Source organism: Paenibacillus sp. FW104-T2, from assembly GCF_058789975.1.
Genome location: NZ_JBYTCE010000004.1, coordinates 19763 through 42306, shown reverse-complemented (window position 1 = coordinate 42306; position 22544 = coordinate 19763). Strand labels below are relative to the sequence as shown.

Annotated in this window: 15 protein-coding genes; 10 read left to right on the top strand and 5 right to left on the bottom strand. The window is 50.3% G+C overall.

The annotated features are described in order from the left end of the window. Positions 1-10: 10 nt before the first annotated feature. Positions 11-2083 (bottom strand): methyl-accepting chemotaxis protein, encoded by a 2073-nt coding sequence (locus tag AC3WQ3_RS06485; protein WP_492471781.1) that lies wholly within the window; start codon positions 2081-2083, stop codon positions 11-13. Positions 2084-2361: 278 nt separating this feature from the next. Continuing rightward, a complete protein-coding gene (locus AC3WQ3_RS06480; protein WP_154896243.1) occupies positions 2362-3534 on the bottom strand; it encodes an aminotransferase class I/II-fold pyridoxal phosphate-dependent enzyme in 1173 nt (390 codons plus the stop codon). Positions 3535-3700: 166 nt separating this feature from the next. Between AC3WQ3_RS06480 and AC3WQ3_RS06475 the strand changes: the two genes are divergently transcribed. Continuing rightward, positions 3701-4726, top strand: coding sequence for a leucine-rich repeat domain-containing protein (locus AC3WQ3_RS06475; RefSeq protein WP_492471780.1), 1026 nt, complete (start codon positions 3701-3703; stop codon positions 4724-4726). Positions 4727-4802: 76 nt separating this feature from the next. Here AC3WQ3_RS06475 and AC3WQ3_RS06470 read toward each other — a convergent pair whose 3' ends face one another. Then, on the bottom strand, positions 4803-7088 hold the full coding sequence (locus tag AC3WQ3_RS06470) for a helix-turn-helix transcriptional regulator (RefSeq protein WP_492471779.1): 2286 nt from the start codon (positions 7086-7088) through the stop codon (positions 4803-4805). A gap of 342 nt (positions 7089-7430) precedes the next feature. On the opposite strand from AC3WQ3_RS06470, the gene AC3WQ3_RS06465 reads away from it, so the two are divergent. The 7 genes from AC3WQ3_RS06465 (at position 7431) to nagZ (ending at position 18591) form a co-directional block, all read left to right on the top strand. Next, entirely contained in the window at positions 7431-8327 is an 897-nt protein-coding gene (locus AC3WQ3_RS06465; RefSeq protein WP_246058467.1) for an ABC transporter permease, read from the top strand. A 48-nt stretch (positions 8328-8375) separates the two neighbouring features. Further along, the gene (locus tag AC3WQ3_RS06460; protein ID WP_492471778.1) at positions 8376-9212 is read left to right on the top strand and encodes a carbohydrate ABC transporter permease; all 837 of its coding nucleotides are present in this window, start codon (positions 8376-8378) and stop codon (positions 9210-9212) included. Between the two features lie 45 nt (positions 9213-9257). Next, on the top strand, positions 9258-10814 hold the full coding sequence (locus tag AC3WQ3_RS06455) for an extracellular solute-binding protein (protein ID WP_492471777.1): 1557 nt from the start codon (positions 9258-9260) through the stop codon (positions 10812-10814). Positions 10815-10876: 62 nt separating this feature from the next. Beyond that, a complete protein-coding gene (locus AC3WQ3_RS06450) occupies positions 10877-13186 on the top strand; it encodes an Ig-like domain-containing protein (RefSeq protein ID WP_492471776.1) in 2310 nt (769 codons plus the stop codon). A 5-nt stretch (positions 13187-13191) separates the two neighbouring features. Beyond that, positions 13192-13974: a glucosamine-6-phosphate deaminase gene (locus AC3WQ3_RS06445; RefSeq protein ID WP_492471775.1), complete on the top strand. Its 783-nt coding sequence runs from the start codon at positions 13192-13194 to the stop codon at positions 13972-13974. Beyond that, complete coding sequence (locus AC3WQ3_RS06440) at positions 13971-15134, top strand: N-acetylglucosamine-6-phosphate deacetylase (RefSeq protein WP_336780472.1); 1164 nt, start codon at positions 13971-13973, stop codon at positions 15132-15134. Before AC3WQ3_RS06445 ends, AC3WQ3_RS06440 begins: the two co-directional genes overlap by 4 nt. 10 nt (positions 15135-15144) lie before the next feature. Continuing rightward, on the top strand, positions 15145-18591 hold the full coding sequence (gene nagZ / locus AC3WQ3_RS06435; RefSeq protein ID WP_492471774.1) for a beta-N-acetylhexosaminidase: 3447 nt from the start codon (positions 15145-15147) through the stop codon (positions 18589-18591). 148 nt (positions 18592-18739) lie between these two features. Here the strand turns inward: nagZ and AC3WQ3_RS06430 are convergent, their stop codons facing one another. Further along, on the bottom strand, positions 18740-19459 hold the full coding sequence (locus tag AC3WQ3_RS06430; RefSeq protein WP_492471773.1) for an SDR family NAD(P)-dependent oxidoreductase: 720 nt from the start codon (positions 19457-19459) through the stop codon (positions 18740-18742). Between the two features lie 46 nt (positions 19460-19505). Beyond that, positions 19506-19868, bottom strand: a complete 363-nt coding sequence (locus AC3WQ3_RS06425; protein ID WP_492471772.1) for a winged helix-turn-helix transcriptional regulator — start codon at positions 19866-19868, stop codon at positions 19506-19508. 198 nt (positions 19869-20066) lie between these two features. Here AC3WQ3_RS06425 and AC3WQ3_RS06420 point away from each other — a divergent pair, with 198 nt between their 5' ends. Both AC3WQ3_RS06420 and AC3WQ3_RS06415 read left to right on the top strand, forming a co-directional pair. Next, positions 20067-20636 carry an NAD(P)H-dependent oxidoreductase gene (locus AC3WQ3_RS06420; RefSeq protein WP_492471771.1) on the top strand — a complete coding sequence of 190 codons (570 nt, stop codon included), beginning with the start codon at positions 20067-20069 and terminating at the stop codon, positions 20634-20636. Positions 20637-20989: 353 nt separating this feature from the next. Then, on the top strand, positions 20990-22537 hold the full coding sequence (locus tag AC3WQ3_RS06415) for a PTS transporter subunit EIIC (RefSeq protein ID WP_336780477.1): 1548 nt from the start codon (positions 20990-20992) through the stop codon (positions 22535-22537). The last annotated feature ends 7 nt before the right edge of the window (positions 22538-22544 follow it).

Here is a 22544-nt window from a genome sequence, read left to right as displayed (position 1 = left end):
CATGTGCACACTATGATTTCTGATCAACCTGGAACTGATTTAATTCTTCCTCAAGCTTGTTCGACAACTGACTCAATTGCTGGGATAATTCCGCAACCTGTTCGATACTGTCCAGTTGTTCCTGTGTGCTCGCACTAACCTCTTCGGTAGAGGCTGAATTTTCTTCGGTGGTGGAAGAGATAATTTCGAGTGCCTGGACAATCTCATCCTTGTGTTTATGAACACTGGAGGTGTTATTGCTGATCTGCAGCATGCGTAATCTCAATTCCTCCAGATCTTTATTGATGCTGTAGAACACCTGCTTGGTACCTTCGACGGACTTGGCATTTTCCTCTGCAATCAGGAGGCCGTGAGCCGTGTGTTCTACGGATGTCTTCGTTTTATCTTCGATTTGACGAACCTTTTTGCTAATTTCCTCTGTTGCCATCGCAGTCTGCTCAGCCAGTTTGCGAACTTCTCCTGCGACTACGGCAAAACCTCGTCCCTGTTCTCCTGCACGTGCAGCTTCGATGGAAGCGTTGAGTGCCAGCAGGTTGGTTTGGGTTGCGATCTGATGGACGGTATCCACGATACCGGAGATTTCATGACGGCTTAGATCAATATCATGGATAATGGCTGACATGGCCTGGGTTGAATGGTGGTTCTCCTCTGCCCATTTGGATAACTGATTCAACACTTCCAATCCTCGTTCGCTTTGTTCTGCGGAAGCTTGAACTTTGGTCTCCATCGTTTTGACATCACTTGATATATCGTCGATTTGACCTGATAATGATCCGGTTTTTTGCAAAATGTTCTCGGATTCAATGGACTGATAATTGGTTGCATTGGCAATTTCGTTAATTGCTGTTGCCGTATCATTCATCGTTACGGCCGTCCGAGCGGAAATGGATTGCAGATCCTTGGAGGATTGGCCTAAAACTTGTGCAGTTGCCCCTACCATCTGAATCATGCTCTGAATTTTTTGCACCATGTTGAGCATACCTTGTGAGATTTGACCAATCTCATTGCGGGATGTTGTATCAAACTGGACGGTTAGATCTCCCTGTTCCACAAGTTTGATTTTTTGCAGCAGTTTCGGGATGGATCTCAGCAGATATCGCAGGGTGATATAACTGATGAATACAAGCACGATGGCGGCTACAGCAAAACCTATAATGGTGATCCACGTAAAGGCTTGTAATTCTTCGAGCACTTCATGCTCCGAAATGGTCAACCCTACAGACCATCCGGTATCTGCGCTGGTGGCATACCCGACATAACGGCCTTCTCCGTTGTCATCTATCAGTTGGATTCCGGATTCACCGGCCATCATTTTCTTGCCGATCTCACCCAAATCTCCCGGACTTTCGTTAATCTTTTCCTTGAGCACCTTGGCTTGGTCAGGATGATATAAAATATCACCGGTCTTGGAGGCCAGAATGGAATAGCCTGTGCTTCCAAGGGAGTAGCTCTCCATAAGGGATGGAATATCCTTGAATGCAATATCTGCCGCCGCGAAACCGATCAACTCGTTGTTGTCATCCTTAATCGGATAGAATATGCCCATTAGGATATTACCTGAAGCAATATCGGCATAGGGTTCGGAGAAATATAAGCCATCGGCTTCAACAGCTGGTTTATAATACGGACGATCCTGAATCACAAATTCAGAGTCGGACGCTGCACCATCGTGTTGGAGCCAGAAGCCTTTTCCATCAATGCCCGCAATCCAAGCATCCACAAAAGAAGGTTCTTCCTTCACTATGGCTGCAAGTGTACCCTGGGTTTCGGCAGCATAGGGTGATGTTGTAGCGGTAGAAGCAGATTCGGTGGTTTGAATATACTGCCTGAATAAATTATTGGTGGACATTTGCTTAACAAGAGATCCTTTTTCCTTAAATAAAGCATCGAACTGGGCTACAATGGCCTGCGTTTTCGTTTGCAGCATCAATTCCTGCTGTTTAACAAGGATGCTTCGAGTGCTGGTAAACATAAATGTTCCCAGGATGGAAAAGACGACAACAATGATGGCCAACAACATGATAGACAGTGTATTGGCGATGCTTGATGTCCGGGTCCCTCTTTTTCTAAATAACTGTGCCATGCTGCCATCTCCCCAAGATCGGATATTGAGCGTGCTGCTCTTACCTTTTATTTCGGTATTTCGATTTTGTTTCGATAGAGGGAGGGGGAAAGTTAAGGTACTACGAATTATGCTCTCCTTTAGCTTGGGCATGGATACTGAGAAGCGTCTCCATGCTATCCAGCCGGATTGGATGATGCAGGCTATGTAAGGCGGAGGATAATGAACTTGCTTAGGCATGAGAGCAAAAAAAAGAGCACCCCTTCACTGAATAAGGAACGGGCGCTCTTTGCTAATGATTAATTCGTTATGAGTATGCCGCTGTCTTTCACGGATTGAAGTACCTGCTCCAATTGGTCCCGATCCTGGACCAGCGCGAGCCGGACATATCCTTCACCGGAAGGGCCAAATGCACTTCCAGGTGTCACGATGACGCCTGCCCGGCTGACCAGATCCATGGCGAATTGCTCCGAACTGTCATAATGAGCCGGAATCCGCGTCCAGATAAACATGGTGGCATCGGGCTTCGTTATTTCCCATCCGAGTCTGCTGAAGCCTTGGCACAGAATATCCCGACGTTCCTCATAGATGGCCCGGACCCGGTCTACGTCACTCTGATCCCCGGTAATGGCGGCAATGGCTGCCTTCTGAATCGGGAGGAACATACCGTAATCCATGTTGGATTTCAGCTTTTTCAACATGGATACTACAGCTGCATTGCCCATGCAAAATCCGATTCGAGCCCCGGCGAGTCCGTACGTTTTGGATAGGGAATTGAATTCAACGCCGACATCCATGGCACCAGGGAAGGCCAGAAAGCTCCCGCATGATTTCCCATCGAACACGAGCTCACTGTATGCATTGTCATGGAGGACGATGATATCATGTTTTTTGGCAAACGCGATCAGGTCCAGATAGAACTGCTCTGGTGCCATGGCTGTTGTTGGATTGTTAGGGTAGGATACCAGCATGAATTTGGCTCTCTGCGCTATGGCCTCAGGGATATCCTCAAGCTGGATGACATAATTGTGTTCTTCTTTTTGAGACATGTAATATAGTTCTGCTCCGGCCAATAAGGGTCCATCGGCGAAGACGGGATAACAAGGGTCTGGTACAAGCACCAGATCTCCTTCATCTACAATGGAAAGCGAAATATGGGCGAGTCCTTCCTGTGAACCGAGCAAGGAGCATATTTCAGTCTTGGGGTCCAGATCAACCTGGTATCTGCGCTCGTACCACTCGCTGACAGCCTTCAACAGTTCGCTCTGGTCACTGATGGCGTAAGTGTAATTTTGCACGTCTGCGGCTGCCTCACATAAAGCCTGAATAATATGTTGCGCTGGCGGGGTGTTGGGTGCGCCGACGCTCAGATCGATGACGCCCAATCCCTGTTCCAGACGTTGTCGCTTGATTTCAGATAATCGAGTAAAGATGCCTTCATTAAAGTGGTTCATTCGTTTGGCAAATTGCATGCTGTGGTTCCTCCAGTCTGTTCAAACACTTATATCTATAATAGATGGGCAAGAAGCAAATGAGAAGAGACGCTGACGAACTCTACTTGTGCAGACCGATATCGTACTTCTCAAATCGGCTTTATTCATTTACAATTGCAGGAAAACCGGATGGAGGGGATCTGAAATGAGTGAACCTTGGACTGCGTCGATGAGCGGCGTTCCCTGGAATGCAGCGAAAATGGATCATGCGGTGAAGCAGCTGCGGAATCGCGCTACCATTTCTTTTGTAGTCGGAGCAGATATGCTGGAAGATGTAGCAGAATTGGACGAGCGGGTATTTTCCAAACGGCCTGATCTGATCCTGAAGATTACGAATGTGGAGGAGAAGGGACGTTACACGGAAGAGTTTTTGAAGATACTTGCGGGATTGAAATATGTTAAGGCTCTGGAATTGGATCTGAAACAGAAACAGGATTTGAGTGTACTTGGTGCGCTGCAAGGAATGGAATTTCTGAATATACGAGCAGCCAAAACGCAAAATCTGGAGTTCATCCGAAATTACAAACAGCTGCAGTACCTTTCTCTTAGCGGGGAATTTGATGATCTGGCTCCGATTGAGGATTGTATTCGGCTGACTACATTGGTGTTAAACTGCAGCATCGAGACGCTGAACTTTGTTGTGGACCTGCCGTTTATTGAATATTTGGCCATCGATCATGGTGTCTTGAATGGACCCCTGGATGTGCTCGCTGACTCAAACATTCGCATGCTGAGATTGTCATCTGTACGGAATCTGGCCCATATTGATGAACTGAGTGCATTACATCATCTGGACTTTTTGCACCTGTCACTTCCCAAAGTCGAGCGGTTGTGCGACTTTTCGGGCATGAAGAACCTGCGACAGCTGGAATTGGATTTTATGAAATCACTACGGGAAATCGACAACCTGTGGACTGCGGAGCGATTAGAGGTGCTGGAACTGAAAGAAATACATAAGGGAATAAAGGCGGAAGCTTTTGAGCGTTTGAGCGAAATGCCAAGTCTGGGGCAGGTGGATTTTCGCTTCATCGATCACGGCAAAGGCCGGATTACAGCCATGCGCAAACATATGATTGATGCGGGAAAAGAACATCTTCTCTATGAGAACATTCCTGAAGAACAACGTATTTCCTCCACGGCTCTTGTGCACCTGTCCAAAATTCTCATGTGATAATAAGCAAACGCCCGCTCTCCGAGCGGGTGTTTACTTATATGAAACTTAAGATGGCTCTGCCAGTCATACCTGTCTAACCATGATTCGAGGAGATGAATGGCTCATCGCCTGCATGACGCTTGCGATACTCTCCGGGGGTCATCCCGTATCGACGCTTGAACATGCGGATGAACGAGTTTACGTTCTGATAACCGACCTGCACGGCGATATCCTGAATTCGCAGATCCACATTCACTAACAGTTCCTTGGCCCGCTCAACCCGGAGATTATTGAGATACTCGCTGAAGTTGATGTTGGTCTTTTCCTTGAAAACACTGGAGAGATACCCCGGCGTGAGATTCAGCTTGTCGGCAACAAGATTCAGATTAATATCCTCCCCATAATGATGGTTCAGATAATCGAGCACAAAGCTGATAACGGGATCTTTCGTTTCCAATTGGCTGCTGATCGCCGAGAGGATCGGTTGAATCTGCGACTGAAGCCATGTCCTGTAATGCTGTATGGAATAAAATCCGGTGAAAGGGTCACCAGATGGAGAGGAGACAAGCCCGCCTTCAATGTGCGTCAGGTTCAGTTTCATCACCGTCTTACCGATCTGCTCCATCGCACCGAGAGCAAATGTGCGAAAATCCTCTGCGGCTGCGTCCTTGTGCCTCAGTTGCTCCAACTGGCGATCCAGCCAGGCAAAAACAGCTTCCTCGTTGCCTGATTGCAGCAGGTCATGCAGTTCTTCCCCATAGGTCACCTTGACATGAAACGAAGTGGATGAGGAAGCTCGAGGCTCTACAATAACCTGGGTTTCTCCGTTTAGTCTGCGCTCCTTGAGCAGAGTGGACAGATTCCGGTACGCATCGGTAAACGGAATATCCCCAGAATATACCGGGCTTAGCGCGATGGTCAGGTACATGCATTCTTCAGCAGCAAGCAGCTCCTTCAGCGTATCGAGCGCCTGCAGGATACCGCTCTGCGGGCCAGGATCGAATAGAAGCAGGAGTAATTGATCCTGTTCAGGCTGAAGTGCAACGCTGTTATTTTGATTGCTGGTGAACAGGCTCTGAATTAATTTCCATAATAATAGGGTATGCTGTTCCAATTCATCTGGCGTGTCCTTGAAGCCAACCTTGAATAAAATGGCGACATAGGGATGTTCAGGCTGCCGAACCTCCTCAAGATCTGCCAGATGGGAGCTGAGCGGGATATTCTTGACTTTATGTGTATAAGCGAACTGCCGCACCAGAGAGTTCTTCTGCGCGAGATCGCTTTGAATGAATCGGTTGTTCTCCAGTATGGAACTGAGACGGTCACCAATCATGGCGAATTCCTTCACTCTGCTCAACTTGTCTGCCCCGCTTCCGGGATTTCGGTCAAGAGCGGCAATAAGGTGCTGCAGCGGCTGGTTTAACCTCAGGCTAAACAGGAGGGAGGAGAGTACGCTGATCACAATGGCAGCGCCGAGCAGTACCGTAAGCAGCAGCTGCATGCCGCGCATTTCCGCGGCAATCACAGAGGCCTGGGTGACCTTCACATAGGTGAACCCGGTTTGCTTGCCTTTTTCATAGAAGTAATACTGATCCCCAATGCGTTCATGTCTGCTTTCCTCTGCAGGAAGCGGAGGAATATGCATTTCCTCTTCTGAGGTAGAGAACAGCAGACGCCCCTCACTATCCAAGATGTAGAACGGATCATGGCTGCCATCTCCATACGTATCCTGCATGCGCTGCGGATTCAGCATCACAATGCCGTATACATCCTCATAAGGAATGGCTTTCATCATGACAGGCATCAGCTGTCCAAGGGAGCGGGAAGAATGAACGGTATTTTCCGTAAAAGCTGCTGCGGGCATCACTTTCAGGAACTGGTTGTTCATCGTTTGGCTTTTCCAGTAGTCCGGCGAGTACGCTTCGCTGAAATAATATTTCCCGAACATGTCGGCTGCGCTGCTAAGTCCTTCCTTCTCCAGTACATAGTCCTCTTGCTTGAAATAAAGAATGAAATTGTCGATATGCAAAAAAGGATTGGCGTACAGGCTAGAGAGGTCCGACTTTACTTCAGCGGGAATATCGTAACGGCGATTCTCCTTAAGGTGGCTCAAAATGCCCAAATTGGCTGTCCAGGTATCCGATTGAGTGAGGGCCAGAATCATGTTCTGGGTCAGCCGAAAGTGATTCTCATAACCTTCGACGGTCTGCGCAAGGCCCAATTCATTTTGTCTCACCATCTCCTGATAAACCTTGTTGCTCAGGTACAGATGGGAGAACAGGTTAAATGAAGCCAAAATCAGGATGACACTGATGAAGCTCAGCATTAGCTTGACGAACAGGCCATTCAGCGCGAATTGGCTTGTATGCAGTCCCTTCATTATGACATTCCCCCTTGGATACAGCCGCAGATCATTGGTCTAATCCTATCATAGCGGCATAAAGCTGACACAAACAATATGCACATTTACTGATTTATACGCGGATATTTGGAAAATAGCAGTATAGGCGAAATGTTATATAACATGTAGATAGCGCTTACCATTGAAACCCAGCTATAATTCGGTTACAAACCCCTGTTGTACAGGGGAAGTTAGCTCACATCTCATATCTAGTTGAGCTGCAATCATGTAGCAAGAGGGGGCATGCCGATGGCTGATGCTGGCTTAATGCAAGACAAACTGCGAAGAAAATTAATTCATTCGTCACGGCGGAAGGCACGGATGACCCGGATCTGGAACAAAAACAAGGCGCTATGGCTGCTCTTCCTGCCATGCCTCCTGTATTATCTGATCTTCCGCTATGCACCGATGTTCGGACTGGTCATCACCTTCAAGGATTACAATCTGTTTAAGGGAATTTGGGCCAGTGATTGGGTAGGGCTCAAATACTACCGGATGTTTCTGGAGAATCCTGATTTTTGGCCGCTCATGAAAAATACGTTCCTGCTGGGGATGTATAAGTTGTTTTTTGGCTTCCCGGCCCCGATCCTGCTTGCCATTTTGCTCAATGAAGTGCGTAAGGCGGCGTTCAAGCGTTTTGTGCAGACAGTCAGTTATCTGCCGCATTTTATCTCGAATGTGATTGTGGCAAGTATGGTCATTATGTTCCTCTCCCCCACCGGAGGACTGATAAATAATCTGCTCGGATGGATTGGCGTGGGACCGATCAATTTCATGAATGAACCCGGGCTATTTCGGGGGATCTATGTCCTGTCGGAGATCTGGCAGCATATCGGCTGGGAGACCATTATTTATTTGGCCGCACTGACAGCCATTGACCCGCAGCTGTATGAGGCAGCTGATATGGACGGAGCAAGCCGATTGCGCAAAATCTGGCATGTCACGCTGCCCGGCATATCTCCTGCGATCGTCATCACGTTGATTTTGAATATCGGCAAGGTGCTTGAGATTGGTTTTGAGAAAGTCTTCCTGATGCAGAATCCGGCGATCTATGATACTGCGGATATTATCAGCACCTATGTCTACAGGGTGGGGATGGTCCAGGGAAACTTCAGTTATGGTGCCTCCATTGACCTGTTCATGGGAGTCATCAGCCTGATCTTCATCTATACGGCCAACTTGCTCAGCCGTCGATTAAGTGAAACCAGTCTATGGTAGAAAAGAGGTGTGAATGTGAAATCCCTCCGGTTCTCCTGTTTTAATCTCGTGGCATCGTTAGTCCTGCTGCTTGTTGTGGTGGTCACACTCTATCCGTTCCTTCATATGCTGGCTGTTTCCCTCAGCAGCAACGTAAACGTCATCCAAAACAATATTTCCTTCTGGCCCAAGGGCTTCAACCTGAGCATGTATAAGCTGGTGCTGGGAGATCCGCAAATCTGGACGGCTTACCGAAATACGATTATCTATACTGTGCTCGGTACGCTGATCTCGCTGGTGGTCACTTCAACCGGAGCGTATGCATTGTCCAGGAAAGACATGGCGCTGCGCAACAGCTTCACCGTGCTAATTGTCATTACGATGTTTTTCAGCGGGGGAATGATTCCCACCTTCCTGGTGGTCCGCTCCCTGAATCTCGTGGATACCGTCTGGGGCATGGTTCTTCCAGGAGCAGTCAGTACATGGAATCTGATCCTGATGCGAACATTCTTCTCGGGCATTCCCAAAGAGCTGGAGGAATCGGGCCGCATGGACGGCCTGAACGATATCGGCATCTTCATTCGTATTGTCGTGCCGCTGTCCAAGGCGTCCTTCGCCACCATTGCCCTGTTCTATGCCGTGGGCATGTGGAATAACTTTATCTTCCCGCTGCTCTATCTAAGATCTCCCGATTTGTTTCCGCTTCAGGTGCTGCTGCGTAATCTGGTGCTGGCCGGCAGTGCAAGCTCAGGAGACGTCACATCCATTGGTGGAGATAATATGGTCGTGGAGGAATCACTCAAGTATGCGACCATCATGGTGTCCACCCTGCCAATTCTGATCATTTATCCGTTTGTACAGAAGTATTTTGTAAAGGGAGCCATGGTTGGAGCAGTCAAAGGCTAATCGGCAAGAAAACCACCGCAAATTCAGATTAAGGGAGAGAAGCGCATGGGCAAATGGAAATCGGCAATACTTCCGCTGTTGATTGCTGTAACGATGGTAGCGGGATGCAGTGGAGGCGGCAATGGTTCCGGCACGCCGACGGATGCTCAGGGGGAGAACGGCGTTACGGACTCCAAGGGAACGGGAAAAACCTTTACGGCGCTGCTGGATAACAATGCCACATTCCCTTATTCCAAAAGCTGGCCCGTTTGGGGCTGGTTGAAGGAGAAGACTGGCGTCACGCTTGAAGTGCAGACACCTTCCGGCAAGCTGGATGAGAGCCTGAACCTGGCGATTGCCTCCAAATCGTTGCCTGATCTGATGTATATGCCGAATCGCAAGGAATCGAACAAGTTTGGGCAGCAGGGAGCGCTGGTGGACTTGATGGAGCACATGGACAACATGCCGAATCTGCAGGCATGGATGAAACAATATCCCGAGGAAGCGAAGGCTGCCCTCTCCGCCGACGGCAAGATGTATATGTTCCCCAATCAGGGCTTCGGTGAGACGAACCGCATGATTTGGATGTATCGAAAGGACGTTTTCGATAAGGAAGGCATTCAGGTTCCGACGACCTACGAAGAGCTGCATGCTGCCCTGAAGAAGCTGAAGGAGAAATATCCGGACAGTTACCCGCTCTCCATTCGCTACGGGCAGATCCCGGATGAGATGAATGCAAATATGACGGTGAATTATGGAACCGGAGAAGGCGCCTACTATGATTTTGATCAGAAAGAATGGCGTTATGGACCGACCGAAGACAATTATAAATCCATGGTAGGGATGTGGAAAAGCTTTTACGATGAAGGTCTGGTTCCGCCTGATTTCCTATCACTGCAAACCAAGCAGTGGCAGGATATGGTCTCTACAGGCAAATCATTCGTGACAATTGATTATATTAGCCGGATTGATTTCTTTAATAATGCCATGCAGGCGGAGAATCCCGAGTTCGACATGCAGTTCATGGCACCACCGGCCGGCATTGCCGGGGGCAAGCAGCTTAATCCCTACTTTCATTATATGGAGGGTGGTTTGACGGTCGCCTCCACCTCCAAAAACATCGATGATGTCATGAAGTACATGGACTTTTTCTATTCCGAGGAAGGGCGTACGTTCAGCAGTTGGGGAGTAGAGGGCGAGACCTATGTTAAGGAAGGGGATACGATCAAATTCAAGCCGGAGTATAACGATGTCATTGAAATGCGCAAGCAGACGGGGCTTCAGACGAGCGGAACCTATACCTGGATTGATTTTAATGCCCATTTGTCGCTGTTCTCGGATGATCTGAAGCATGCCTATGAAGAAGCAGTGAAATATGATCCTTCCTCCATGCAGCCGAGACCTGCTTTTACCGAGGGTGAAAATGAAATTATATCCATTACTGGGCAGGCGATTAAAAAGCACCGCGATGAGAGCTTTGCCAAATTCGTGACCGGCTCCCGCAGTCTGACGGATTGGGAGAAGTATGTAGAGGAAATGAACAATCTTGGCGTAGATCAGCTGCTGAGCACTTATAAGGAAGCGTATGACCGGGTTCTCAATATTCAGTTGAGCGCGAAATGAGCGACTGTACGGCACAGGGATCCTAGACCATTAGTACAGAATGGCAAAAGGAGGCTTCGCTTATGAAAAAGCAGCACCTGCGTGTGTACTCCGGATTCAGGCTGGCCATAGTTTTGTTGATAGGTATGGTATTCGTTGGAATGCTCTTCCCTGGTAAGGCGGGAGCAGCCGGTTCCATCTCGCTGGACGTACCCGGAGGTGGATATGTGTCGGACGGAGGGATGGTAGAGATCGGAGGCAGTTATACCGACCTGTATGACATTCGGCTGTATGTGAACGGAACGTCCCAATACGAGGTACTGATGAATGATCCGGATGGGGATGACAGCGGCACGTGGTCTTATATGCTGGATACCTCGGGCTATAACGGGTCAGTGGAACTGGTCGTCCGCGGGCTGGATACATCTACCCGCTACGGGGTATGGAGCGTTCCCGCCATTCTTACCGTTGATAATCCGGCAGGGGCTGTTCCTGTGGTCAAGATTACTGGACCGTCCGAAGGTGATCCTTTAAGCGGCCCGGTAGAGGTCACGATTGAAGCTGTCTCACCGATTCCGGTCTCGCTGGTAGAGGTGAGGGTGAATCGAGGGGCGTGGCAGCAGGCCGTGCAGCAAGGCTCGGTGTATGTATTCGTGTGGGACACAGCGGGAATGGGCGATCGTACAGTCAGTCTGGAAGCACGAGCGAGCAGTGCACCCCAGCGGTACGGCTACAGCCCAACCGTGTATGCGCAGATTGGAAACGGGACGCACGAACCAGCCTTGCCTTTGCCTGATCAGGACCGCGCCATGTGGATCTGGGAACCGGAAAGCTACAAGCTTCTTCTGAATCCCGGTTCGCGCCAGGTGCTGGAATCGTTCATTACGGATACACAGACATTCGGTCAAGAGCCTGTTCAGACGCTGTATCTCGCAGTGGGCAAATATGCGGGGTACAACGCACTGGAAGAGCAGGAGGCCGAGCTGCGCTCATTCCTGAGCTGGGCTCATAGCAAAAATGTGCAGGTGCATGCATTAATTGCCGGAGGCACCTCTCCGGCCTACATGGGCGCTTACGAGAAGTATCATTCTCATGCAGTGAGGGAAATGGAACAGGTTATCAATTACAATCTTGCAGCGGCAGATCCGGAGAAATTTGACGGCATCAATGTGGATATTGAACCTTACATTTCCCCCGACTTTAGAGATCCTAGCCGATTCCTGCAGCAGGAATATCTGGATGTTTTGCAAAAAATGATTGATCGCCGGGATATGGCGGGTATCCGGCTGCCGTTCGGCCCAGCTGTGCCCAAGTGGTATGACACGTCGGATCAGGGTGCGAATATTGTCTGGAATGGCTCCAGCAAGTGGCTCTCCGAGCATGTTCAGGATATCTCCGACTACATCTCCATCATGGATTACCGGGATACGGCGGATGGCTCCGCCGGCATTATTGCCGGGGCTGCCGGAGAACTCGCATATGCAGACCAGATCGGCAAGCCGAATTCCGTGGTTATTGGTGTGGAGACGCTGGATATCGCGAACAGCGGCGATCCGGAGACGATCACGTTCTGGGAGGAAGGCCGCAGCCATATGGAGGCCGAACTGGATAAGGTCTATACAGCTTACGGGCAGAGCAGCGCCTTCGGCGGTATTGCCGTCCATCACTATGATTCCTACCGTGCATTGCCTTCTTATTGGGGAACGGACGGCATATTTTGGACCGCGCCGGATGATCAGGAGGCCCCTTCAGCCCTTGCAGGGATGCCGTCTGTTGAGACGACTGATTATCAGACCATACAACTGAAATATGGAATAGCTTCGGATAACATGGAAGTGGAGCGCTATGTAATTTATCGGAGCACTGATCAAGGATTCACGCCTGCTGCTTCGGATATCGCCGGACTCGCCCGTGGACTGAGCTACCAGGATAAGGGATTGCTGCCGGATACGACGTACTACTACCGGATTGCGGCCCGCGACTTGCAGGGCAATATCGGCCCGCTCACCGATGAAGTGTCAATCACAACGGGAAGTACCTCACTAAAGCCTCTGGTTGTCTCGGATATGAATCTGATCTATAACGGAACGGCAGTATCCGTTACCCTGAAGGTCAGAGATTACGATACTGGCGAGGTGCTGCCGGGTGTGAAAGTGGAGGGGAGATTCACTTATTCGGCAGGACGGTATACCAGCGGGATCACTGGAGCAGATGGAAGTATAACGCTTGGCTCGGAAGCGGTGGTCCCGGGGAGGCAGGTTGGTTTTGAACCGCGCAGAATCGTTTATGGCGGTTATTACTATGCAGCAGGGCATGATCTGCCGCATGCGGCACTGCTGATGCAGAATGCGGGACATAAAGCATCGGGCGAGGAGCCTTCTGAAGGAGGATGAGGAGCATGAATGTAAATGGCTTGATACAGCCGCTGGAGACTCAGGTTGTAGAGCAGATGTCTGTACAGATCTATGCCGATCGGAATCAGATGGGGAGAGCCGCGGCAGCCGCGGTTGGAGATCGATTAAGACAGCTGCTGCAGGATCCAGAGCATCAGGTCCGCATGATCTTCGCTGCGGCACCTTCGCAGAACGAATTGTATGATGGGCTGGTGCAGGAGAAGGACATTGACTGGTCACGGGTCTGTGCCTTTCATATGGATGAATACATTGGCTTGCCGGATGAGGCTCCGCAGCGCTTCGGCCAGTATTTGACGGAACGGCTGTTCAGCCGGATTCAGCCGGGGCGGGTGGCACTGCTGAACGGACTGGGCGATGCGAAGCAGGAGTGCCAGAGATATGGAGAGCTGCTCCGTGCTGCGCCCATCGATATCATCTGTCTTGGGATCGGAGAGAATGGGCATATTGCCTTCAATGACCCGCCCGTTGCTGATTTCAATGACCCACTGCTTGTGAAAAAGGTGAAGCTTGATGAAGCCTGCCGACATCAGCAGGTAAACGATGGCTGTTTTGCCCGGCTGGATGATGTACCTGAACAGGCTTTGACTCTGACGGTGCCGGCGCTGATGGCAGGGAAGAGACTGTTCGCCATTGTTCCAGGGGCGTTGAAACGTCAGGCGCTCAAGGCAGCTTTACATGATCCGATAAGCACGGCATGTCCGGCTACCATCCTGCGTACACATCCCGGTATTACGATGTTTACGGACCGGGAAGCCTTCGGCCTGTGAGCGTGACTATGGTTGGGAGACACTACCGGACGGGGCTCCCCATTGAGGTCAGAGTCAGAGAGGGACGCATTGCTGCTGTTACCGAGCTTGCCGTGACGTCTTCCGCGGAACATCTTCCCTGGCTTGCCCCTGGTCTGGTTGATTTGCAGGTGAACGGCGGCTGGGGTCTGGATCTGAATGCGGCTCCGCTGTTCCCCGATACGGTGCTGAAGCTGACCATGCTGCTGTCGAGCCAGGGAGTCACAAGCTACTGCCCGACACTCATCACGAACAGTTTGGATCAGCTTGCTGAATCAGCATCTGCTATTGCAGAAGCTGTTCGGCTGAAGCCCGAAGTCGCCGCGAGCGTTGCTGGCATTCATCTGGAAGGCCCGTTTCTGTCACCGGAGGACGGCCCGCGCGGCGCACATCCACGGCAGCATATCGTTCCTCCGGATTGGGATGCCTTGTGCCGCTGGCAGGAGGCCGCCGAAGGGTTGATCCGTATTGTGACCCTTTCACCGGAGTGGCCGAATGCCGCTTCATTTATTGCCCGATGCTGCGAATCAGGTATTCTTGTCTCGATTGGGCATACGGCAGCTGCACCTGAGCAGATCCGGGAAGCCGTCCAGGCAGGGGCTGTCATGTCCACCCATCTCGGCAACGGTGCGCATCTGACGCTTCCTCGCCATCCCAATTATCTGTGGGAGCAGCTCGCGGCAGATGAGCTGTATGGCTGCATGATCGCAGATGGCCATCATCTTCCGCCGTCCGTGCTGAGAGTGATTCTCCGTATGAAGGGGGAACGAGCCATTCTGGTCAGCGATGCCGTTTCACTGAGCGGCATGCCACCCGGTTCTTACCGCCCGCATATCGGGGGTGAAGTGGTATTAACGGATGAGGGTCGGCTGCACCTTGCCGACCAACCTCAGCTCCTGGCGGGCTCGGCGATGATGCTGCCGGAACAGGTGGGCTATCTTGTGAGAACGGGGCTAACCGGGCTCGCCACCGCCTGGGATTGTGCTTCTGCGCATCCTGCGGAGCTCTTGGGGCTGCAACAGGCCGCAGGACTTGAGACAGGAGCACCGGCCGATCTGGTTAGCTTCAACATGAACGGTGGGAAGTTGAGCATAATGCAATGCTGGAAGAACGGGCGGCTGCAGCCACAGGGTAACGAATAGGAGGAGAGCGATGCTGAGCTTGATACCGCAACCGAAGCAAATGACAGAAATTCAGGAAGGCCCCTTAAGGCTGGATGGCAAGGCAAGGATAAGCCTTTGTATGGAGCAGGAGGATCCTCGGCTCCAGATCCATTGCCGCCGGGCATTTCCGGGCCTTAAACATACAACCTCAAGGATTGATAAGGGCTACTGGCTTATTGCAGAACATTTATCGGACCAAGAACCACAGCAGAGAGAGCATGGGCCTGAGATGAATGATCAGACTGTTGATAAAGTCCTGGAAGAACAGGAGAAGAGCCAGCTACCTCCTCATGCTGCCACTTCAGTCACTGCAAAAAGGGAAGAAAAATGGGCTTGTTTTGATGGGAGGTCGCAAGGTTACACGTTAGAGGTAAAGGCCGGAAGAGCTGAGGTCTGTGCGCTGGATGCAGCGGGTTTGTTTTACGGATTGCAGACATTGGCTCAACTTCGTGGACCGGATGGAGACATCCCGGCCGTGTCCATATCAGACTGGCCGGATACGGCTGTGCGGGCAATGAACCTGGATTTGCGCCAGACGTTCTCGAAGCCGGAACGTTTGATCGAATATTTGGGGGAATTTGCTAAATATAAGACCAACGCAGTTCTCATTGAATATGAGGATAAATTTCCATTCCGTACGCATCCAGAGTTCGCACACTCGAAGCATGCATTGAGCCTTTCGCAGCTTGAAGAACTGAAGCGTACGGCGCATGAACATTTTATCGAGATTATTCCGCTTCAACAGTGCTTCGGACATCTGGAGTATGTGTTGCGCCACGAAGCCTGGCGGCACCTTCGCGAAACAGAACAGTCCACCGGGGAAATCTGCCCGTCGCACCCGGAGTCCTTCGGGTTGATTGCCACGCTGCTTGCAGAGATGATTGACGCCCACCCGGAATCGCGATATATCCATCTTGGCTGTGACGAGGTCTACAGCTTATGCGAATGCGATCGCTGCCAGGTCGAATTTGGCGGCGTGAGGGAACGGGCCTTTATCGCTTTTTTGAACCGGCTGATCGCCTTTACAGCAGAGCGGGGGAAACAGCCGATATTCTGGCATGACATGCTGGACAAATGTCCGCCAGAGGAACTGGCCAAACTGGATCAGCGAAGTGCAGCCATGATCTGGATTTATAACGGACGCAATATTGAAGCAGAGGTTACTTCGCATACGGACAAATTCAGATCGCTAGGCATCGAAGTCATGGGGGCTCCGGCTGTTCGCAGCTTTGACTGGGCGGAGCATCAGAATTATCCGGTATTATCAAACCGGACGGACAATTTGCTTCAGTGGGCCAAGACAGCCGGCAAGCTGGAACTTGACTGTATCGTTGCCACCAACTGGACGGGGCCGTTCAGCCTCGGTGTTCCGTATGGTATTTTTGAAACCACCTGGTACCCGATGCTGCTGCATGCGGACTTAACGTGGAATCGTAAGGTGGATGCCTCCACCTTCATCGACCGATTCCTGGAATTGTTTCATGGCATCGATCCGGTAACCGGACATACTCGCATCGGCAATTATCAGTTGGAGGATTATTATGAGGTGATCTGGAAGCTGCTGAACGAGGTTCGGAATCATAAGGAAGAAGCGGAACTGATTGCCATTATGCATGATTATGAGGTGGCTACAGACCGTTCCAGAGCAATCCACAAGTATGCCTACCGCTGGGAGCTGTATCCTGGAGATGATGCGGAATGGCGCTCGATGCAGAATAACTACACGAGAAACCGTCGTGGACGCGAGAAGGTTCTTCCCCGCATGAGGGCTGCGCTCGAGCGTTACCAGCCGTCCGATATGGCAGAGCATTTTGTGAAGTCGAGGTTCTATCTGCATGATTATCTGGAGCGCACACTCTATCATGAGTTGGGGCTGGATGCGACCTATACGGAATCTGAACCGAAGGCGATGAGTCTGAAAGATAAAATAGCCATGATGTGTGTGGTTGGTACGCCATCGATCTGCGCTGAGCCGGAATTTCGGGGGAGAATGTCGCAGCAGCGGTTTGGGGGGATCGGCATCTTTCCCCATAATGTGGAGAGTGAGCAGCAGACGGTTGCGTTGCTCGGAGAAGTTAAGGACATAGCTGGAGAGTCTGGAAGCGCTTTGCCTTATTATATTTCGGTAGATGAAGAAGGAGGCACCCTGTCCAAGTTCAAAACCTTTTTCCCCTATATCCCGGGTAACCGGGCAGTCGGATTAAGCGAGGACCCGGAAACCGCCTATCTGCTCGGTAAATTCATCGGCAGTGAGTTGAACGCGCTCGGGATTCCGATGAACTGGGCACCTGTACTGGATGTAAACACCAATATTGATAATCCGGTCGTGGGTGTTCGCTCCTTCGGAGAGGACCCGCGGCTGGTAGCCCAATTCGGTCGTGCCTATATTGAGGGAATGCATGAAGCAGGTGTGGCCGTGACGGCAAAGCACTTTCCAGGTCACGGACAAGTAAGCGGGGATTCGCATGTGGTTCTGCCCGCGTGCGAGCTAACGCTGGACCAATTGATGGAGGGACCGCTGCTCCCCTTCGTCGAGGCAATCGATGCCGGAGCGGATTCGGTCATGATGGGCCATTTGGTGTTTCCGAACATTCCGGAATCCGGCGGTCTTCCGGCTTCGCTCAGTTCTTTTTTTGCCTCAGAGCTGCTGCGTAACAAGCTGGGTTTTGAAGGTGTAATCTGCACCGATGATATCGAGATGGGAGCCATACGCAACCATTTCAGTCCGGATGAAGTAGGCGTACTGGCCGTCCAGGCGGGGAACGATATGATTCTCATGTGTCACACTCCTGAGTATCAGAGCCGGGTTATTGCGGGTATTCTGGCAGCCGTGCAGGATGGGCGGATCGACGAGGCACGAATTGAGGAGTCCGTTCATCGTATCCGGCAGCTATACGGTAAATTTCAACAATACCAAGCGTCTGCCCAGCCCATTCCTAGGGAGAATTGGGATGAGGAGGCACTGAATCTGGCTCGTAAAACCGTGAAAGTCACCCGAGACCCACAGCGACTTCTTCCGCTCAAGACTTCGTTGAACTATTTGCTGATACTGCCGCAGCAGGAGCAGCTGACCCAGGCGGATAACAGTGGTGCAGCAGAGATCAGGCTGGCATCACTTTTGAAGGATACAGGATTGACCGTGGTGACACGCAACTGTGCTATGAAGCCTGATGCGGAGGAGATTACATCACTTGTGCAGCAGGCTGCGGCTGCGGATGTCGTTATCCAGGGTACCCTTAATGCTCATCTGTTCACAGGTCAATTGGCGCTTGCCGAGGCACTGGCTTCGGTTAAGCCCTTGCTAAATCTGGTGCTGCGTAATCCGTATGATGACGCCACTCTACCGCAGCAGGCCGGGAGCATACAGCTGTGTTCCACCTCCGATTATTCGCTGCGGGCACTGGTGGAGATGCTGACGAGGACCACTTCGAAGTGACTTGTCAGCGTAAAATTGAATTTCGTCATGGAAAGGTAAAAAGCCCGTTGCTAAACGGGCTTCTTACTGTATTGAATCAATCTGTTATTCATTTAGCCTATATAAGGGTTCTTCATATATTCAAGCCGGACTCGCAATAAGACTCTCATTATGCGTTCGTATCAGTTATCGCCGGGATATTGATTTCTTTTACGCAGGCTGCCTTGGACAGGTTCACGATGCATTTGACGATGGAGACCATATCCTGGAGGGGGATACGTGTGCCATTATATTCAGCAAGTGCACGTTCACTTCCCTCTTCATAAGGGATTGCAGCTGCAAGCTCTCCGGGGTTGATGCACGTAACGGCAATGCCATCGTGTCTCGTGTGTTCCCGCAAGGCTTCCGTAATTCCTCGAATGGCAAATTTGGAAGCTACAAATGAAACCTGAGTATTATTTGAATTATTCAGACCGGCAGTGGAGCCAATCAGAATGATTTTGCCAGCTGTCGATTGCCGGAGATGGGGCAGTAATGCCTGAATGCTTACAATCGCCGATGTGATATTTACATGTATCAGATTCGAGATATCCGCTGGAGCGTCTTGATCAAACGAGTAGTGTTCCTCAAATCCTTCCTTTTCCCAAATGCCCACATTGTAAATGAGAACATCCAATGTTTCGTTCTGGAGTGCGCCTGTGACCACTTGGGCTGCATGGAGATCAGACAGATCTGCCTGTATCCATATGCGTTCTACGCCGTCATTCAGGTTCAAACTGTCAGGCCTGCTGCGAGAGATGACCCAGACCTTGTCTCCATGCTCGGGAACCCCTCTGACGAAAGCATCTCCGAGTCCTTTGCTTGCACCAAATACGAGATAGTTTTTCATGTCAAAGTTCTCCTTCTTTTTCAATTTACTGAATCAGGATAGCGGATCAAGTAACAGATTCTTTATTTTCCAAAAGCATAATTTCTTCTCCCTGCTGCTGTCTTAATGCTATATTATCTCGTCCCCATGCACACATCACATCCACGATCTTGTTGGCAGTAACTCCATATTCCGTAAGACTGTATTCGACTTTTGGCGGCATCTGTTGATACACATGTCTTCTGACAAGGCCATCCCTCTCCAGCTCACGTAATTGCTGAATCAGGACCTTTTGTGAAATGCCGTCGATACTGCGCTGCAGCTCGCCTGTCCTTTTCACACCTGACATTAATAAGCATATAATTAGCGCTTTCCACTTGCCGCCGATAATCTCGAGTGTTGCTTCGATTCCCAGATTATATTGTTTCATGACAGTCACCTCGTTCAGGTTACATCTTGTTAATGCGGTATAACTGTTCATTTTCTCACACTTTTGCTGATGAAGTCCATACACACCTCGAAGTAACCATCTTACTTTATTGTGTGTATTTTCTTTTTGTCAGGCCTATATGATAATGGCGTTATTCAAACAAAAGGGTTAGCCTGAACCAAGAAAGGAAGTACAACAATGAAAACACTCGTGATCCTGGCACATCCGAATATCGACGTCTCAAGAGTAAATCGGCGATGGAAAGAAGAGCTTGAGCAGCATGCAACTGATATTACCATCCATGAGATCTACCAAGCATATCCTGATTGGGATATCGATGTTTCCCGAGAGCAGAAGCTGCTCGAAGCATATGATCATATTATTCTGCAGTTTCCGCTATATTGGTACAGCTATCCGCCTTTGCTCAAAAAGTGGTTTGATGATGTTTTTACCTACGGGTGGGCGTATGGATCATCGGGCAATAAACTGCACGGGAAAAAGCTGAGCCTCGCCATGTCGATTGGGGATAAAAAAGAAAATTACTCGCCGGAAGGTTCCGTCTCTTTTACGGTAGATGAAGTGATTGCACCTTTCAAAGCCAGTATCAATCATGTGGGCGCAATAGCATTGCCGTATTTTGCAGTTTTCGGTGCATCATTTCAAGCGACTGATGAAGAGATAAACCAAAGTGCTCGAGATTATTATCGTTATATCAGTAAGGTTCAGAATGAAGTTGGAAATCTATCGGTTCGAACAGAAAATGCCTGAGATGGCCGTTAATTGCTACAAAACAAAGAGCCTGCTTCCGACGCGGGTTCTTTTTGCTTGCTTTTCCCCGTAACTATCGGGATTTTATTGAGATATAATCTATTGATTCCATTAGAGGGTATTCGAATTCTGGAGAAAAGGGACGATCTGTTAGAACTGACTGCAAAGCCAAGATGAGCCATTGTCCTCAGAGTAGTGGTATTTACTGACCATTGATTTTGGAAAGTGAAGTGGTCACAATAGTAATATTGCCATAAATGACGGAATTGTTATTTTTGTAGAAGATCAACTTTCAATGATAGACATCGATCCTTCGATGTCCTTTTAATGCTAAGAAACAGGGAGGAGCATCCATGCAGCAGGATGACCGGAGTGTCACTAAGGGGCGTAGTTCCGCAAGGGCATTGGCCATGCAACTTATTGAATGGTCTGGAGGAACGGACAATATTATCGAAAGCACCCATTGCACGACACGACTTCGACTCCGTTTGCAGAACAGTGATCTGGTGGAACAAGAACGTCTTGACGGTATGCAGGAAATTCAAGGGGTGCACGTTCGTGCTGGACAACTGCAGATTATCTTGGGTCCCGCTCTTGTCTCGAAGGTTAATCGCCAGGTGAATGTCATGCTTCAGTCAGCTGCTTCGTCCATCCCAAAAGAAGACAGCCCAAAAGGACCTGCCACACCACGGCTACACGAAGAAGATCATGCTGATTCTCATCTTCTGCCGTCCGTGTCTACGGCCAGCAGGTCATCCAATGATAAGGAGATTCATTCACGAGGGCTGTTACACAGGTTGGTGGACGCATTCCAATTTTTTTCTGATATCGTTGTGCCCATTATTCCGCTCTTCGTCGGGGCTGGACTGCTGTTGGGTCTCTTGGGACTTGCGGGAGCATTCGGCTGGGATGATCCAGGCCAAATGTGGTTCCGAATTCTGTCACTGCTGACGGGCTCAGCGTTCCAGCTGATGGCGGTTCTTTTCGGATACAACACGGCCAAACGGTTCGGGGGAACCCCGGCGCTTGGTGCCGCTGTTGGGATCGTCATGACTCATCCGGGGATTCTTCCGTTCACCGACATCGGTGGAGATCCGGCATTAGCTCAGGTTTTGCCCCTATCACCGCAATTCGGGTATCAGGGAGCCATAATCCCAACCGTTCTTGCGGCGTTTATGTTAACGATAATTGAGAAAGGACTACGCCGATGGATACCGTCATCCGGAGCTGTTCTTCTCGTTCCCTTTTTAAGCTTTAGCATCGCGGGCAGCCTTGCGATACTGGTGATTGAACCCCTTGCCCTGGGTCTGGGCCGCTCGCTGGGAAGTATTCTGGAACACGTCTTCAACTACGGGAGCTTGCTATTTGGCCTTCTGCTTGGAGGGATATACAGCTCCATTGTGATCACCGGTCTTCATCACGGGATTCAGGCTGTCGAAGTTGGACTGATTTCCAATCCGGATATCGGCTTCAATTTCTTGCTACCGATCTGGTCCATGGCGAATATCGCGCAAGCAGGTGCCGGGCTTGCAGTGTATGCCAGAACCCGGGATGAAGCATTGAGGAAAATAGCTCTGCCTGCCTCGATCACGGCGCTGTTCGGTATCACCGAGCCAGTCACCTATGGTGTGAATCTTAAACTTGGGCGCCCCTTTATAGGTGCTGCTGCAGGAGGAGCCGCCGGAGGAGCATATGTCGCTTTTCATCAGGTTGTGGCCAATTCATTTGGGCTAACCGGAATCCCGATGATCGCTTTTATCGTACAGCCGGGGTTGATGAATCTTGTTCATTATCTGATTGGTTTTGTGCTTGCTCTGGCTACGGCTTTTAGCGTTACCTTGCTGCTCGGTGTGGATCGCGTTGTTCGACCAGAGGCTGATAAACTTAACGAACAGGCATAGGAGATTA

Excerpts from the sequence above, each read along its gene's own strand:
- AC3WQ3_RS06425 (WP_492471772.1), bottom strand. The coding sequence starts at position 19,868 with ATGAAACAATATAATCTGGGAATCGAAGCAACACTCGAGATTATCGGC.
- AC3WQ3_RS06485 (WP_492471781.1), bottom strand. The coding sequence starts at position 2,083 with ATGGCACAGTTATTTAGAAAAAGAGGGACCCGGACATCAAGCATCGCC.
- AC3WQ3_RS06445 (WP_492471775.1), top strand. The coding sequence starts at position 13,192 with ATGAATGTAAATGGCTTGATACAGCCGCTGGAGACTCAGGTTGTAGAG.
- nagZ (WP_492471774.1), top strand. The coding sequence starts at position 15,145 with ATGCTGAGCTTGATACCGCAACCGAAGCAAATGACAGAAATTCAGGAA.
- AC3WQ3_RS06470 (WP_492471779.1), bottom strand. The coding sequence starts at position 7,088 with ATGAAGGGACTGCATACAAGCCAATTCGCGCTGAATGGCCTGTTCGTC.
- AC3WQ3_RS06455 (WP_492471777.1), top strand. The coding sequence starts at position 9,258 with ATGGGCAAATGGAAATCGGCAATACTTCCGCTGTTGATTGCTGTAACG.
- AC3WQ3_RS06480 (WP_154896243.1), bottom strand. The coding sequence starts at position 3,534 with ATGCAATTTGCCAAACGAATGAACCACTTTAATGAAGGCATCTTTACT.
- AC3WQ3_RS06465 (WP_246058467.1), top strand. The coding sequence starts at position 7,431 with ATGACCCGGATCTGGAACAAAAACAAGGCGCTATGGCTGCTCTTCCTG.
- AC3WQ3_RS06475 (WP_492471780.1), top strand. The coding sequence starts at position 3,701 with ATGAGTGAACCTTGGACTGCGTCGATGAGCGGCGTTCCCTGGAATGCA.
- AC3WQ3_RS06450 (WP_492471776.1), top strand. The coding sequence starts at position 10,877 with ATGAAAAAGCAGCACCTGCGTGTGTACTCCGGATTCAGGCTGGCCATA.
- AC3WQ3_RS06415 (WP_336780477.1), top strand. The coding sequence starts at position 20,990 with ATGCAGCAGGATGACCGGAGTGTCACTAAGGGGCGTAGTTCCGCAAGG.
- AC3WQ3_RS06430 (WP_492471773.1), bottom strand. The coding sequence starts at position 19,459 with ATGAAAAACTATCTCGTATTTGGTGCAAGCAAAGGACTCGGAGATGCT.
- AC3WQ3_RS06420 (WP_492471771.1), top strand. The coding sequence starts at position 20,067 with ATGAAAACACTCGTGATCCTGGCACATCCGAATATCGACGTCTCAAGA.